Source organism: Streptomyces sp. NPDC046349, assembly GCF_055587885.1.
In genome coordinates this window covers 223329-239228 of the sequence record NZ_JBVJFK010000002.1, presented here as the reverse complement: position 1 = coordinate 239228, position 15900 = coordinate 223329, and the positions used below count along the sequence as shown (strand labels likewise).

At 73.2% G+C, this 15900-nt stretch carries 10 protein-coding genes; 4 read left to right on the top strand and 6 right to left on the bottom strand.

All coding sequences use genetic code 11. From position 1 onward, the window contains the following. Positions 1 to 3: 3 nt before the first annotated feature. On the bottom strand, positions 4 to 1437 hold the full coding sequence (locus tag ACZ6JS_RS04760) for an aminopeptidase (protein WP_469295773.1): 1434 nt from the start codon (positions 1435 to 1437) through the stop codon (positions 4 to 6). A gap of 1063 nt (positions 1438 to 2500) precedes the next feature. After that, positions 2501 to 6355: an ABC transporter ATP-binding protein gene (locus ACZ6JS_RS04755; protein ID WP_469295772.1), complete on the bottom strand. Its 3855-nt coding sequence runs from the start codon at positions 6353 to 6355 to the stop codon at positions 2501 to 2503. A gap of 221 nt (positions 6356 to 6576) precedes the next feature. On the opposite strand from ACZ6JS_RS04755, the gene ACZ6JS_RS04750 reads away from it, so the two are divergent. Next, entirely contained in the window at positions 6577 to 7569 is a 993-nt protein-coding gene (locus tag ACZ6JS_RS04750) for a hypothetical protein (protein ID WP_469295771.1), read from the top strand. Here the strand turns inward: ACZ6JS_RS04750 and ACZ6JS_RS04745 are convergent. The 3 genes from ACZ6JS_RS04745 to speB form a co-directional block, all read right to left on the bottom strand. Further along, on the bottom strand, positions 7559 to 8179 hold the full coding sequence (locus ACZ6JS_RS04745; protein WP_469295770.1) for a hypothetical protein: 621 nt from the start codon (positions 8177 to 8179) through the stop codon (positions 7559 to 7561). The genes ACZ6JS_RS04750 and ACZ6JS_RS04745 overlap by 11 nt on opposite strands. Positions 8180 to 8307: 128 nt before the next feature. Then, positions 8308 to 9993: a thiamine pyrophosphate-binding protein gene (locus ACZ6JS_RS04740; RefSeq protein WP_469295768.1), complete on the bottom strand. Its 1686-nt coding sequence runs from the start codon at positions 9991 to 9993 to the stop codon at positions 8308 to 8310. Positions 9994 to 10010: 17 nt separating this feature from the next. Further along, on the bottom strand, positions 10011 to 10973 hold the full coding sequence (speB, locus tag ACZ6JS_RS04735; protein WP_030840481.1) for an agmatinase: 963 nt from the start codon (positions 10971 to 10973) through the stop codon (positions 10011 to 10013). A gap of 116 nt (positions 10974 to 11089) precedes the next feature. Between speB and ACZ6JS_RS04730 the strand changes: the two genes are divergently transcribed. The 3 genes from ACZ6JS_RS04730 (at position 11090) to tesB (ending at position 14652) form a co-directional block, all read left to right on the top strand. Beyond that, positions 11090 to 12487, top strand: a complete 1398-nt coding sequence (locus ACZ6JS_RS04730) for a helix-turn-helix domain-containing protein (protein WP_469295767.1) — start codon at positions 11090 to 11092, stop codon at positions 12485 to 12487. A gap of 125 nt (positions 12488 to 12612) precedes the next feature. After that, on the top strand, positions 12613 to 13770 hold the full coding sequence (locus tag ACZ6JS_RS04725) for an acyl-CoA dehydrogenase family protein (RefSeq protein ID WP_030655469.1): 1158 nt from the start codon (positions 12613 to 12615) through the stop codon (positions 13768 to 13770). A gap of 6 nt (positions 13771 to 13776) precedes the next feature. Continuing rightward, entirely contained in the window at positions 13777 to 14652 is an 876-nt protein-coding gene (gene tesB, locus ACZ6JS_RS04720; RefSeq protein WP_469295766.1) for an acyl-CoA thioesterase II, read from the top strand. An 18-nt stretch (positions 14653 to 14670) separates the two neighbouring features. Here the strand turns inward: tesB and ACZ6JS_RS04715 are convergent, their stop codons facing one another. Then, positions 14671 to 15531, bottom strand: coding sequence for a DUF4253 domain-containing protein (locus tag ACZ6JS_RS04715; protein ID WP_469295765.1), 861 nt, complete (start codon positions 15529 to 15531; stop codon positions 14671 to 14673). Between the last annotated feature and the right edge of the window lie 369 nt (positions 15532 to 15900).

Sequence of the window (15900 nt, the reverse complement as noted above, 5' to 3'; positions counted from 1 at the left end):
CCGCTACGGGCGCAGCTGCGGCTCGCGCTCCAGGTCGCGCCGGTCGAGCTCGGCGTCCGGCGCCGCCAGCGGCGCCGCCCGGCCCGGGTCGGCGAGCGCGGCGGCCGGCGCCACCCCGGCCCACTGGAGGATCTTGGCGGTGGCGAGGGCCTTCTCGCCGTCCAGGAGCTTGGCGACGTTCGCCCCGTGGTTGGCGCCCGGCGCGATCATCACGTGGCTGTCGCGCGCCCCGTAGCCGATGCGGAACGGCTCGGCGCCCCACGGGTCGTTCTGCCCGTACACGAACAGCATCTGGTGGGCGTTGTCGCGCACCCACTTGTCGATGTCCGCCATGGCTCCCGGCTGGAAGGTCATGGGGATGTCGCGGGGCACGAAGTTGCGCGGCGGCTGGTAGCCGTAGCGGCTCAGGTTGCCCAGGTGCGGCTGCTTGATGTCCGGGGAGCCGAGCTGGGTGCCCGCCTGGTAGTAGTACGGCGTGTACGTCTCCAGGCCCTGGTCGGCATAGGCGGAGAAGCCGGAGATCGCGTCGATCGAGTCCCAGATCTCCTGGTCCGTGGCGGTGGCGGCGGCCGGGATCGAGGCGCAGTCGGCCAGCAGGCTGTACTGCCAGAAGGCCCACACGTAGTCGAGGACGACGGCCTCGTAGGCCTTGTCGAGGCTGCCGACGGTGGTGAAGGTCCAGCCGTTCTCGGCGGCGGCCGCCGCGTACTTGGCCTCCAGGGGCTCGCGGCGCACCAGCGCCTCGCGCTGGACCGCGTTCAGCCTGTCGCGGCACTCCTTGGTGCCCACCTTGGCGAAGAACCGGTCGTAGGCCGAGTCCTCCTTGTTGACGACGTCGTTGGGCGCGACGTACGCGACGACGCCGTCCATGTCACGCGGGTAGAAGCGCTCGTAGTACGTCGCCGTCATGCCGCCCTTGCTGCCGCCGGTGGCCAGCCAGTTCTTCTTGTAGATCTTCTTCAGGGCGGTGAAGATGCGGTGCTGGTCGCTGGCGGCCTGCCAGATGTCCAGGTTCGCCCAGTTGGCCGCGTCGGGCCGGGAGGGCGTGAAGAACCGATACTCCATGGAGACCTGGTTGCCGTCGATGATGGTCGTCGGCTCACTGCGGCGCGGGTTGGTGCTGACGTTGTATCCGGAGGTGAAGAACACCGACGGCCGTGAGACGTCCTTGTGCAACAGGGTCAAGCGTTGCTTGAAGGTGCCCTTCCACGGCTGCCGGTGGTCGACCGGCTGCTCGTAGTTCAGCACGAAGAAGCGGTAGCCGGGGTACGGCTTCTCCTCGATCAGGCTCATCCCGGGAATGCCGAGGATCTGGTCCTTGATGTCCGCGGCGGCCGCCGGCTCCGCGGCGGTGGCCGCTTGTGCCGTGGAGCCGGCCGCGCCCATGGTGCCGATGAGCACCACGAGCGACAGCAGCCATCCGAGCGTCTTGCGCATTCGCCCTCCCCTTGAGTTCACTTCGGTCGCCGTGAACCTAACCGGGCCAACACACCACTGAACAGACCTAGTTGGGACTGTCCCTCAGCACAGGATCCAGCCGGAGTCGGCCGAGCCCCCTCCCGCATCCCCCTTTACGTACACACAGCGGCTGATCGCCCCCACGGTGACGGGCCCGGCATGGCGGGTGAATCGGCCCGCGTCGCGCACCGGCGCTCCGCCGCGCGGCTGGATGCTGACCGCCATCCGCCGCCGATCGCCGGGAGTACGGGCCACAGTCATCGCGCAGGCCCGGGTGCGGCTCTTGTAGACACGCAGCTCGCCCGCCTCGAACGGCACCGTCCGCGCCAGCCGGCCCGCACATCCGCTGCTCGCGGCCTGGGCGGGCGCTCCGGCGGACAGCCCGCCGGCGCAGAGCCACAGGGCAACTGTGAGCGCTCCCAACGACGCGGCGCGGCGGCCGCGCCCGTTCCGCCCCTTCACCATCCAGCCCCCCGATCGGTCGTACGCGCGGTCTGCGCACGCACGTACGACGCCCGGGCGCCCGGAAAGGTTGCCGTCGCCAAGGATCCGGCCACCCGCCGCGGGCCGCTCCTCCCTCGTCCGCGTGCATCCTCAACTCCCCGTCGGGACGACGGAAGTTCGCCATCCGCCGCGAGATCACGCCAGGTGGCCGCAGGACCGCACAACGTGTCCGCGGATGCGGACACCGTCCGTGAAAGGCACCCACACGACGAACGACTGCTCGACGCACGCGCAGCGCGGGCCGGCCCACGACCGTTCGTTCCGCCTTCCGAGGATGCGGGCGATCCTCGTGATCGTGGACACCGGCGGCGACGGGGTCATCGGCCCGACGGAGTTCCAACGGGCGCGGGAGGCCTTCGACACGGACCTGAGCACCGCCACACCGAGGCGCTGTTCCGGCAGACCGAGGTGGACGGGGACGGCACACCGACGGTGGACGAACTCCTCGGCGCGGTACGCGAGTACCGCACCGGCACCGACGAGGACGCCCCGGGGAACGTGCTGGTCGGCGAGTTCTGGTCCCCGGGGCTCCCGCCGGTCAGGCCGCGGCCCGCTCGTCCTCCCCGACGAAGGTGCGCCACAGTTCGGCGTACCGGCCTCCGCGGGCCAGGAGTTCGGCGTGGGAGCCGTCCTCGACGACGCGGCCGCGGTCCATGACGACGACCCGGTCGGCCCGCGCGGCGGTGGTCAGCCGGTGCGCCACCACCAGCGTGGTGCGCTTGCCCGCGAGCCGGTCCGTCGCCTGGTTGACCTGGGCCTCGGTGGCCAGGTCGAGGGCAGCGGTGGCCTCGTCGAGCAGCAGCACGTCCGGGTCGACGAGTTCGGCGCGGGCCAGCGCGATCAGCTGGCGCTGTCCCGCGGAGAGGTTGCGGCCGCGTTCGGCGACGGTGTGCAGGTAGCCGCCGTCGAGGGTGGCGATCATGGCGTGGGCGCCGACCGCGCGGGCGGCGGCCTCCACCTCTTCGTCGCTCGCCGCCGGCCGCCCGTAGGCGATGGCGTCGCGGACGGTCCCCGGGAAGAGGTACGACTCCTGGGGGACGACGCCCAGCCGGTGGCGGTACGCCGTCAGGTCCAGCTCCCGCAGGTCGGCTCCGTCGGCGGTGATCCGGCCGGAGGTCGGGTCGTAGAACCGGGCCACCATCTTGACCAGGGTGGACTTTCCGGCGCCGGTCTCGCCGACGAAGGCGACGGTCTGCCCGGCGGGTATGCGCAGGCTGATGCCGGCCAGGGCCTCGCCCTTCTCGCCGCGCTCGGCCGCCGTACCGTACTGGAAGCGGACGTTCTCGAAGGCGATCTCCCCGCGCAGCGACGGCAGTTCGCGCGGGGCCTGGGGCCGCGGGGTGGTGGTGGGCTCGCGCAGCAGGTCCTGGATGCGGCGGAGGGAGACGGTGGCCTGCTGGTAGCCGTCGAAGACCTGGGAGAGCTGCTGGACCGGGGCGAAGAACAGGTCGATGTAGAGCAGGTAGGCGACGAGCGCGCCGGTGGTGAGCGTCCCTGCCTCCACCCGGCCCGCACCGACGATCAGCACGGCGGCCGCGGCGGCCGAGGACAGCAGCTGGACGAACGGGAAGTAGACCGAGATCAGCCACTGGCCGCGGACCCGGGCCTCGCGGTAGGAGTCGCTGCGCTCGGCGAAGCGGGTGGCGCCGGAGCCCTCGCGGCGGAAGGCCTGGACGATGCGCAGACCGGAGACGGACTCCTGGAGGTCGGCGTTGACCAGGCTGACCCGGTCGCGGGCGAGCTCGTAGGCGGCGACGGACTTGCGGCGGAACACGATCGTCCCGACGACCAGGACGGGCAGGGTCGCGAAGACGATCAGCGCGAGCTCGACGTCGAGGACGAGCAGGGCGACCAGGATCCCGAAGAAGGTGAAGACGGAGACGACGGCCGTGACCAGTCCGGTCTGCAGGAACGTCGACAGCGAGTCCACGTCCGTGGTCATCCGGGTCATGATCTTGCCGGTCAGCTCGCGCTCGTAGTAGTCGAGGCCGAGCCGCTGGAGCTGCGCGAAGATCTTGACGCGGAGGGAGTACAGGACGCGCTCGCCGGTGCGGCCGGTCATCCGGGTCTCGGCGAACTGCGCGGCCCATTGGGCGACGACGACCGCGAGGGCGAGCCCGGCGGCCGCCCAGACGGCGCCGAGCACGGCCGCTTCCACGCCCTGGTCGATGCCGTGGCGGATCAGGATCGGCAGGAGCAGTCCGGATCCCGCGTCCACGGCGACGAGGGCCAGGCTGACGGCGAGCGGCGCCCAGAACCCCTTCAGCAGACGGCGCAGGCCGTAGCTCTCCTCGGCGGCCGCGGCCCGGTTCTCGTCCACATCGGGCAGGTCGTCGGCGGGCGGCAGCGCGGCGACCTGAGCGAGCAGTTCGGGGGTGGCGGGCGTCCCGGCCACCGCTCCGGCCATGGAGTGGCCGGCTCCGGGCGCCCCGCCGGGGGCGGGGGCGGTGCGGGGGCCGGTCGCCGCGTCGGGCTCCTCGCGGCGGCGCCAGAGCTCGGGGGTGATCCCGGCGGGAACCCTGCGCTTGGCGTTGACGGGTTCGGAGTCGATCTCGGCCTCGAACTCGATGTCCCGTTCGAGGTCGCGGTCGAGCTCGCTCTCGAACTCGGCCATCGCGAGGGCGTCCGGGGTGCGCGGCGAGCCGGCACCGAGCGCGTCGGGGTCGGTGAGCAGCCTGCGGTAGAGCGGTGAGCGCTTCTGCAGTTCCTCGTGCGTCCCGATCTCGGCGAGCCGCCCGCGGTCCAGGACGGCGATCCGGTCGGCCAGCGCGAGCGTGGAGCGGCGGTGGGCGATCAGCAGGGTGGTCCGCCCGGCCATGACGGCGCGCAGGGCCTCGTGGATCTCGTGCTCGACGCGGGCGTCCACCGCGGAGGTGGCGTCGTCGAGGAGCAGCAGCCGGGGGTCGGTGAGGATGGCGCGGGCCAGGGCGATGCGCTGGCGCTGGCCGCCGGAGAGGGTCAAGCCCTGCTCGCCGACCTTGGTGTCGTAGCCGGCGGGCAGCGCCCGGACGAAACCGTCGGCCTGGGCGGCGCGGGCGGCGGCCTCGATCTGCTCGTCGGTGGCGCCCGGGTGCCCGTAGGCGATGTTGGCGCGGATGGTGTCGGAGAAGAGGAAGGAGTCCTCGGGGACGAGGCCGATCGCGCCGCGCAGGGACGCGTAGGTCAGCTCCCGGACGTCGTGGCCGCCGATGCGGACGGTGCCGCGGTCGGCGTCGTAGAAGCGCGGCATGAGGAGCGAGATGGTGGACTTCCCGCTGCCCGAGGCGCCGACGACCGCGACGGTCTCGCCTTCCGCCACGGACAGCGAGAACCCGTCGAGGACGGGCCGCTCGGGGTCGTAGCCGAAGTGGACGTCCTCGAACTCCACGGTGGCGGGCGCGTCGGTGGGCAGTTCGCGTGCGCCCTCCCGGATCGCGGGCTCCGTGTCGATGAGCTCGAAAACCCGGTCCGCGCCGGCGCGGGCCTGCTGGGCGACGGTGAGGACCATGGCGAGCATGCGGACGGGGCCGACGAGCTGCGCGAGGTAGGTGGAGAAGGCGACGAAGGTGCCGAGGGTGACCCGCCCCTCGGTGGCCATCCAGCCGCCGAGCGCCAGCATGGCGACCTGGGCGAGCGCGGGCACGGCCTGCAGGGCGGGGGTGTAGCGGGAGTTGAGCCGGATGGCCCGCATCCGCCCGGCGAACAGCCGGCGCCCGGCGTCGCGGAGCTTGCCGGTCTCCTGCTCCTCCTGGCCGAAGCCCTTGACGACGCGTACGCCGGTCACGGCACCGTCGACGACGCCCGCGACGGCGGCGGCCTGGCTCTGCGCGTACCAGGTGGCGGGGAAGAGCTTCTTGCGGCTGCGCTTGGCGATGAACCAGAGGGCGGGGGCCATCAGCAGCGCGACGACGGTCAGCAGCGGCGACAGCCACAGCATGATCCCGAGGGATATCCCGAAGAGCAGGAAGTTCCCGATCGTCATCGGGAGCATGAAGAGCAGGCCCTGGATGAGCTGGAGGTCGGTGGTGGCGCGCCCGACGACCTGCCCGGTGGACAGTTCGTCCTGCCGCCGCCCGTCGAGGCGGGAGATGGTGTCGTACATGTCCGTGCGCAGGTCGTGCTGCACGTCGAGGGCGAGGCGGCCCCCGTAGTACCGGCGTACGTAGGTGAGGACGTACACGAGCAGGGCGGCGGCTATGAGCATCCCGGCCCAGGGGCCCATGGGCTTGGTGCGGTCCCCGATGACGTCGTCGATGATCACCTTGGTGACCAGCGGCACGAGCGCCATGACGGCCATCCCCGCCAGCGAGGAGCCGAGCGCGAGCAGCACGTTGCCCTTGTACCGCCAGGTGTGGGCGGCGAGCCGCTTGACCCAGCCCCGTTTCTCCCCCGCCGCTGTCTGTGCCGCCGCCACGTAGGCCTCCCCGTTCGGTCCTGTCCTGCCGGAAGCGGGAACGCCCCGACCGGCGGATTTCATCCCGCCGCAACAATTCGAACGTGTACGCCGGTCGCCTCCGGCGCACGCGGAGAGCCCCGGCATGTGGTCCGTCCGGGTCGTACGCCGCCCGGCGATCCCGTTCAGCCGCCCGGCTCCGCCCAGGTGCGGGCTCCGAGAGCGGCCGACAGACTGGGCGCATGCCGGAGCCGCACGAGCAGCCGCCGCCCGGACCGCGGCCGGCGGACCCGGCGGCCCCGTCGAGCCCGTCGAGCCCGTCGAGCCCGTCGAGCCCGTCGAGCCCGTCGAGCCCGTCGAGGACGTTCCTGGAGAAGGTCGCGTACATCGCGGCGCCGGGAACCATCGTCCTCGGACTCCTCTACTACTTCGGGACCACCTACACCGAGGCGTACTACGCCACTTTCGGCGTGCCGACGGCCGACCTCCAGCTCTCCGTCGAGGCGTACCTGGTGCGGAGCCCGAGCGCGATCTTCTTCCCCCTCTGGTTGCTGCTGTTCTGCGGGCTGGCCGTGCTGCTGGTGCTGGGGTGTGCGGGGCGGTTGCTGGGCCGGCCGGAGCAGCGGGCGCGTCGTGAGGCGGCGACCGGCTGGCTGCTCGCGACGGGGCTGCTGCTGGTGCTGGCGGGGTTCCCGGTCTTCTTCTGGGAGGACCGGCTGCCGCGACTGCCCGAGGGCTGGCTCCGCCAGTTCGTGCCCTGCCTGACGGTGGCCCTGGGCGCCACGCTCGCGTTCGCCGCCGTACAGCTGCGCCTGAGCAGCGGCCCCGACGGACGTGCCCTGGCGGATCCCGGGCACCGCTCGGCCGACCGGCTGTGGCTGGCAGCCGGCGCCCTGCTCCTCGGGGTCCTGACGATGAGCCTGTTCTTCGGCATGGCGCGGTACGTGGCGGCGGCGGGACGCGTGGAAGCCATGAAGGACGCCGCGGGCGGCTACGTATCCAGCCCGAGGGCTGTCATCTATTCCCGGGTGCCGGTGACCCACCATGCTCCGGGGATCCTCTTCGACGACCTGGGCAGCCACGGGAGCCCGTACCGCTACCAGTACCGCGGCTTCCGCGTCCTTGCCAAGACGCCGGCCCGCCTCTACCTCGTCTCCCACGTACCCGGCCAGAAGTCCCGCACCCTGGTGGTACTGCCCGACGACAACACGGTCAGGATCGAGATCAGTCCGTGAGGCCGGGCTCGGGACTGTCCGTGGGGCTCGGGTCAGGACTCCCGGACTCGGTGGGGCCGCCCGTTGTCGCAGGCGGCGAGGGCGTCCCGGTACCCGTGGTGTCCCCGTCGCCGGGGGTGGCCTCGCCCACCGCCTGACCGGAAATCCCGACGGACAGGACACCGCCGTCGGAGGTCGTCGCCGTCAGCTGCCCGCTGTAGGAGCCCGGCGCCGTCGCGATGTGCCGGACCCTGATCCGGCACGTGCCGCCGGGCGGCAGCTCGACGTCCGTACAGGTGTCCTCGGTGATCGACGTCTCGCCGCTGTCGACGGTGACCGCGAGGTTCTGGACGGTGACGGGGTCGCCGCCGGTGTTGACCACGGTGACGTCGCCGCTGGCGGGCTCGCCGACCGGCGAGGTCGGGACGTCGACGTGGGAGTCCGACTCGTCCATCCCCTGGCCCAGGAACACCGATGCCGAGGCGTCGGGGGTGGTCGGCACCTCGGTCGAGGACGGGGGCGGGGTTGTCGGCCCGGGCGGGTCGGGCGTCGGGCCGCCGCAGCCCGCGGCGGCGGACAGTGCCCCGGCCGCCACCGCCGCGGTGAGACCCCGTACGACTGTGCGCAGCACGGCACCACCACTTCCGCTCCGGATCGGGTCCGCTGCCAAGGTCCCACAGTTGCGTCCGCGTCCCGTCCCGGCGGCGTCGGTGACACAGCGTCATCACCCGAAGGAGCGCGCTGCGCGGCCCCGGAGGGTCACAGGTGGGTCGGGGCGAACATCCTGAGGGTGGCCGGGAGGACCAGGACCGAGGGGCCCGGGGTGGTGAGGGCCTTCTTGAGGTCGGCCGTCAGGGATTCCGGGGTCGTCGTGGCGGCCGGGACGCCGAAGGACTCCGCCAGGGCGGCGAAGTCGGGGCGGGTGAGCTCCGTGCCCGTGGTGCGGCCCTCGAAGGCGTCGCTCATGTACTCGCGCAGGATGCCGTAGCCGCCGTCGTCCACGATCAGCCAGGTGACGTCCAGGTCGTGCTGGCGGGCCGTGGCCAGTTCCGCCAGCGAGTACATCGCGCCGCCGTCCCCGGAGACGGCGAGCACCGGGGTGTCCGGCTCCGCGACGCAGGCGCCGAGGGCGGCGGGGAAGGCGTAGCCGAGGCCGCCGGCGCCCTGGGCCGAGTGCATGGTGTTGGGGTGCTTGGCGTCGAAGGCCGACCACGCCCAGTAGGACAGGATCGTCATGTCCCAGAAGGAGGGGGAGCGGGCCGGCAGCGCGGACCGGATCGAGGTAAGGAGGGACTGCTCCAGGGCGAGGTCCTGGTCCGCGAGGCGGGCCGCGATGTCCTCCAGGACCATGCGGACCCGCTCGGGGGCGTGGTCGTCCTGCCGCTCGGCCACCGTCTCCAGCAGGGCCTGGAGGGCGAGGCGGGCGTCGGCGTGGATGCCGAGGGCCGGGTGGTTGGCCTCCAGCTTGCCCAGGTCCGCGTCGATGTGGACGATCCGGCCCGTGGGGAAGAACGTGTGGTAGTTCGAGGACAGTTCCCCGAGGCCGGAGCCGACGACGAGGAGCACGTCGGCGTCCTCGAGGAAGTCCGTCATGTGGCGGTCCTCCAGCCAGGACTGGAGGGACAGCGGGTGCGTCCAGGGGAAGGCGCCCTTGCCGCCGAAGGTGGTGACCACGGGTGCGTCCAGCCGCTCCGCGAGCTGCCTGAGCTTGCCGGAGGCGTCCGAGCGGACGACTCCGCCGCCCGCGATGATCACCGGGCGGGCGGCCCGCGACAGCCAGTGGGCCGCCACCGCGGTCAGTTCGGGGCGGGGGGCGAGCTCGTGCGGGGTCGCGTCCATGCCCGTGACCTGCGGGACGACCGTCTCCGACCGCAGGACGTCCTCCGGGATCTCCACCCAGACCGGGCCGTGGGGGGCCGTGAGCGCGGACTCCCAGGCCTCCGCGACGACCGAGGGGATCTGAGAGGCGGTGCGCGCCTCGTGGACCGACTTGACCACGTCCCGGAAGGAGGCGGCCTGGTCGCGCAGCTCGTGCAGGTGGCCGCGCCGTCCGCCGCCGAGGCCCGCGACCGGCACCTGGGAGGAGATGGCGAGGACGGGGGCGGAAGCCGCCGCCGCCTCCGCCAGGGCCGGCAGGGCCGTGAGCGCGCCGGGGCCGGTGGACAGCAGGAGGGGAGCCGCCTCGCCGGTGATCCGGCCGTACGCGTCGGCTGCGAAGCCGGCGTTGCTCTCCACCCGGAGGGTGACCAGCCGCAGGTCGGAGCGCCCCACCGCGTCGAAGAGACCGAGGGCGTGCTGCCCCGGCAGGCCGAACACGGTGGTGGCGCCCAGCGAACGCAGCGTCTCCACGACCAGGTCCCCGCCCGTCCGCCCCGGGGGCGGCGCGAGGGCGGCGGCCGTCTGGGCCTCGGTGGGACGGAGTACCAGGTCGTGGTCGTGCGTCACGGGGTGTGGTGCCCTTCTTACTTCGCCTTCGACGCCGCGATCTGGCGGCTCATGATCGTGGTGAGCTCGTACGCGGTGTGCGAGGCCGCGACCGAGGTGATCTCGGCGTGATCGTACGCCGGAGCGACCTCGACCACGTCGGCGGAAACGAGGTTGCAGGAGGACAGGCCGCGGATGATCTCCAGCAGCTCGCGGGAGGTCATGCCGCCGGCCTCGGGGGTGCCGGTGCCGGGCGCGTGCGCCGGGTCCAGGACGTCGATGTCGATGGAGATGTAGAGCGGGCGGTCGCCGATGCGCTGGCGCAGCTGGTCGGCGACCTCGTCGGCTCCGCGGCGGTAGACGTCGGCCGAGGTGACGATGCCGAAGCCCATCTTCGCGTCGTCGTCAAGGTCCTGCTTGCCGTAGAGCGGGCCGCGGGTACCGACGTGGGAGAGGGCCTCGGTGTCGAGGATGCCCTCCTCGACGGCGCGGCGGAACGGCGTGCCGTGGGTGTACTCGGCGCCGAAGTAGGTGTCCCAGGTGTCCAGGTGCGCGTCGAAGTGCAGGAGCGCGACCGGGCCGTGCTTCTTGGCTACGGAGCGGAGCAGGGGCAGGGCGATGGTGTGGTCGCCGCCGAGGGTCATCAGGCGGGAGCCGCCCGCGAGGAGTTCGTCGGCGGCGGCCTCGACCGTCTCGACGGCCTCGTTGATGTTGAAGGGGTTCACCGCGATGTCGCCGGCGTCCGCGACCTGCGCGAGGGCGAAGGGGGAGGCGTCCTGTGCCGGGTTGTAGGGGCGCAGCAGGCGGGAGGCCTCGCGGATGGCGTTGCCGCCGAAGCGGGCGCCGGGGCGGTAGGAGACGCCCGAGTCGAAGGGCACGCCGACGACGGCGACGTCCGCGGAGCCGACCTCGTCGAGGCGGGGCAGCCGGGCGAAGGTCGCCGGGCCCGCGTAGCGCGGGATGCGGGAGGAGTCGACGGGTCCGCGCGGCTGCGTGCTCATGGCTGTGCCTCTTTCTCTGGCCTGACGTGTGCGGTCCTTCGAGCGTAAGCGGGCCGCAGGAGGGTGGGGAGTGTACGTTTCATCCATCTGGCCCTGCTGATGTGTACGGAGTATCCATGCCTGCCGCTCCCCGCGATCCGGAGTACGGCAACGGGCCCGCCGGCGAGCCGCTCACCCCGCCGGTGCTCCTCGCCTCCCTGCTCGCCGACCGGGAGCTCGGCCTGCGCCACCTCGCCGGGCCGGCCACTGCCGGGGTGCACGGCGTGCACGCCTCCGAGATGCCCGACCCCTCCCCGTACCTGCTCGGCGGCGAGCTGCTGCTGACCGCCGGGGCGGGCCCCGGCGAGGACCCCGACGGGTACGTGGCCCGGCTGGCCTGGGCGGGGGCGGCCGCCCTCGGCTTCGGCGTGGCCCCGGTGCACGAGGAGGTCCCGGCCGCGCTGGCGGAGGCCTGTGCCCGGCACAGGCTGCCCTTGCTGGAGGTTCCGCCGCGGACCCCGTTCTCGGCGGTCGCCCGCGCGGTGGGGCGGCTGACGGCGGAGGCCCGGACCCGGGAGCTGCGCCGGACCACCGAGGCCCAGCAGGCCCTGGCGGCGGCCGCGGCCCGGCCCGATCCGGTGCCGGCGGTGCTGGCCCGGCTCGCCGCGAGCCTGGGCGGCTCGGTCGCCCTGTGGCCGGGCGGCCGGACGGCGGGTCCGGAGCTGCCCGCCCCGGCCCGGGAGGCACTGTCCGAGCTGCTGGCCCGGGTCGGCCGCGGGGGCGGGCCCGCCACGGCCACGGACCGGGCGGGCGGACACCACCTGGCCGCCTACGCCCTGGCCGGGCGGGCCGCACTGGGCACCGCGACCCCGGCCCGCGCGCCCGGCGACCACACCGTGGCCTCGGTGGCCGCCGTACTGCTCACCCTGCTCACCGCCGAGCGGCCCGCCGGGGCCGAGGCCGCGGCCCTGACCCGGCTGCTGCTCGACGGGGATCCGGCCGCGGCCCTGACGGCCGGGCCGTGGTACGCCGTCCACGCCCGCGGTACAGGGGATCCGCAGGCCCTCGCGGTCGCGCTGGGCACCGTACTGCTGGACCCGCACGAGGGCGGCGTACGGCTGCTGACCGACCGGGAGCCCGACGCCCAGCCCGGGTGGCGGCTGGGAGTGAGCGCCCCGGCCGGGCCGGACGGCCTGGCCGCCGCCGACGCGCAGGCAGGGCGGGCCCTCCGGCGCGCGGAGGCGGCCCGGACCCCGCTGGCCCGGCACGCCGACGCCGGCTTCGCGGGTCTGGTCGGGGAGGCCGAGGCCCGCGCCCACGCCGAGGCCCTGCTCGGCCCGCTCGCGCCCGCACTGCGCGAGACCCTGCGGGCCTGGCTGGCCCACCACGGCGGCTGGGACCGTACGGCGGCCGCCCTGGGGGTGCACCGCAACACCGTGCGCCAGCGCGTGGCGCGCTGCGCGGCCCTGCTGGATCGGGACCTGGACGACCCGGACGTCCGGATGGAGCTGTGGTTCGCGCTGCGCCAGGAGTGATCCGGCCACGGGTGTGACGTACGCGCGTGCGACCGGCTCTGGACAGCCTGGTCAACTCGTCGGTAACTTAGTCTGAGCAAGCGCTTAATTTAGGCGGCGGACCGCCGCGACGAAGGGAGCCGGCCGTGCGCCGTACGGTGTTCAACGAGGACCACGAGGCGTTCCGCGAGACCATCCGCGCCTTCATCGAGGCCGAGGTCGTCCCCGTCTACGACGAGTGGTTCGCCGCGGGCCAGGCGCCGCGCGACTTCTACTACAAGCTCGGCGAGCTGGGCGTCTTCGGCATCAACGTGCCCGAGGAGTTCGGCGGCGCCGGCCTGGACACCCACAAGTTCGAAGCCGTCCTGTACGAGGAGACCTCCCGCGCGGGCGTGAACTTCGGCGGCTCCGGCGTGCACGTGCTGCTCGCCCTGCCCTACATCAAGATGCTCGCCGACGACGAGCAGAAGAAGCGCTTCCTGCCGAAGTTCGTCTCCGGCGAGGAGATGTGGGCCCTCGCCATGACCGAGCCGGGCACCGGCTCGGACGTCGCGGGCATGAAGACCACCGCCAAGCTCTCCGAGGACGGCACCCACTACGTCCTCAACGGCTCCAAGACCTTCATCACCGGCGGCGTCCACGCCGACCGCGTGATCGTCTGCGCCCGCACCTCCGCCCCGAGCGCGGACGACCGCCGCTTCGGCATCTCCCTCTTCGCCGTGGACACCAAGTCCGAGGGCTACTCCATCGGCCGCAAGCTCGACAAGCTGGGCCTGAAGACCTCCGACACCGCCGAGCTGGCGTTCGTCGACGTGAAGGTTCCCGTCGAGGACCTGCTCGGCGAGGAGGGCAAGGGCTTCTACTACCTCGGCCACAACCTGGCCTCCGAGCGCTGGGGCATCGCCTTCGGCGCCTACGCCCAGGCCGCCGCGGCCGTCCGGTTCGCCCAGCAGTACGTCACCGAGCGCACCGTCTTCGGCAAGCCCGTCGCGCACTTCCAGAACACCAAGTTCGAGCTGGCCGCCTGCCAGGCCGAGGTGGACGCCGCGCAGGCCGTCGCCGACCGCGCCCTGGAGGCCCTGGACGCCGGCGAGCTGACCCCGGCCGAGGCCGCCTCCGCGAAGCTGTTCTGCACCGAGGTCGCGCACCGCGTCATCGACCGCTGCCTCCAGCTGCACGGCGGCTACGGCTACATGAACGAGTACCCGATCGCCCGCCTGTACGCCGACAACCGCGTCAACCGCATCTACGGCGGCACCAGCGAGATCATGAAGTCGATCATCGCCAAGTCGATGGGCCTGTAAGTCCCCTTGAACGAGGCACTGACGGATCTCCTCGATCTGCTCGACCTGGAGCAGATCGAGGAGAACATCTTCCGCGGCACCAGCCGCACGTCCCTGGTACCGCGCGTGTTCGGCGGCCAGGTGGCCGCCCAGGCCCTGGTCGCGGCCGGGCGCACGGTGCCGGCGGACCGTCTGCCGCACTCGCTGCACTCGTACTTCCTGCGCACCGGGGACTCCGGCGCGCCGATCGTCTACTCCGTGGACCGGATCCGCGACGGGCGCTCCTTCACCACCCGGCGCGTGGTCGCCGTCCAGCACGGGCAGCCGATCTTCCACCTCTCCGCGTCCTTCCAGACGTACGAGGAGGGGCTGGAGCACCAGGTCCCGATGCCGGCCGCAGCGGACCCCGAGTCCCTGCCGACGGCCGCCGAGGCGCTGCCGCCGTACCGCGGGATCTTCCGCGACCCGGGCACCGTCGAGCGGCTGTTGGAGGCACGCGGCGCGGTGGACCTGCGGTACGCGACCACCCCGCCCTGGGGCACGGTCGGCGAGCCGTTGGAGCCGCGCTCGCAGGTCTGGTTCCGCACGCAGGGCAAGCTCGCGGACGACCCGCTGCTGCACACCTGCCTGGCGACCTACGTCTCCGACATGACCCTGCTCGACGCGGTCCTGCTCGCGCACGGACGCGGCGGCTGGGCAGTGGGCGACGTGGTCGGCGCCTCGCTGGACCACGCGATGTGGTTCCACCGGCCGTTCCGCGCGGACGAATGGCTGCTGTACGACCAGGAGTCCCCCTCGGCCCACGGCGGCCGGGGCCTCGGCCAGGCCCGCATCTACACCCAGGACGGCCGCCTGGCGATCACGGTCATCCAGGAGGGCGTGGTCCGCGTCCCGCGCGCCTGACGGTGCGGGGCGGACCGCTCAGTCCCACCAGAACGACCAGTGGCCGCTGCCGGTGACGGCCTCTTCGGTGTAGGCCCGGACGCTGCCGGAGCCCTGCCAGATGTTGTCGGGCGAGAAGGCGAAGTGCTCCGCCGCGACGGGCAGGGCCCGGGCGGTCGTGGGCGGCGGGTACGCGACCGACAGGTGGAGCTCGTCGAATCCGAGGGCGACGAGCCGGGCGCCGAAGCGGTCCTCCCAGGACCGGAGCACCGCACTGATCAGGGCGGTGTCGTTCTCGTAGTTGGCCGGCCCGCCCCAGCCCAGCGCGGTGGGCACGTCGGCCCCCCGGCGGGAGGGGACCAGCGCGAGCCGGGGGCCCGGCAGCCATCCGCGCTCGATGAGCTCGTCCGCCAGCGCGCAGGACGCGAAGTCCGGATCCGGCACGTCCGGGCCGACCGATGGGCCGGCCGTCGCGAGCCCGGGCCAGTCCCTGCCGAAGGGAGCGATGATCTCCTCGCCCTCCTCCCCCTCCTCGGGGTCGGGAACCACCCTGCTCCAGAACTCGCGCAGCACGGGCTCGACGTGGTGGTCGTCGGGGTCGGACATCCGCTCCGGCGCGAACTCCCTCTCCCGCCACCAGCGTTCCAGCCCGGGGCGGTCCTGCAGCAGCACCGCCTGCAGACCGGCGGCCGCGAGGTGCGGGCCGCGGTGCGCGGCGAGCGCGCCCATGCCCACCGCCTCGTCGGACACCCACACCAGCGGCTCGGGGACCTTCCCCCACCGGCGCCGCCCGGACCTGCGGACGACCCCGCCCGGCGGCAAGTCCAGTCCCAGGGAACGCCCTTGGGGATCATCAGCGAGTATGGACAGCGGATCGCGCCGCTTCGGAGGCTTCGCCATGCGGCGACCGTAACCGCGACCGCTGACAGCGGGTGGGGCCGTCCCGTGCGGGAGCCCGTGCCGACACCGAGTCCCGGTGAGGATGGAATGCACCCGTCGCGAGCGCCCCGGAGCGGCACGCTCGTCGAGTCGTGGCTGGAGTGGACGGTCCGCGACAACGGCGTCCGGACGTTCATGGTCCGCACAGGCACGGACCCCGCACCTGGAATGCGACGAATGCCTGTCCGGGCTCACGGTCATCTCCGGTGCAGCCCTGGACGGCCGCTTCCGGACCGACCAGACGACGGGGGAAGCCCGCCCGGCAAGCCCATCGGAGGTCCTGGCCGCCGGTCCGGCCTGGAGCGTCAGCGGCGGGGGGCACGGACCGGC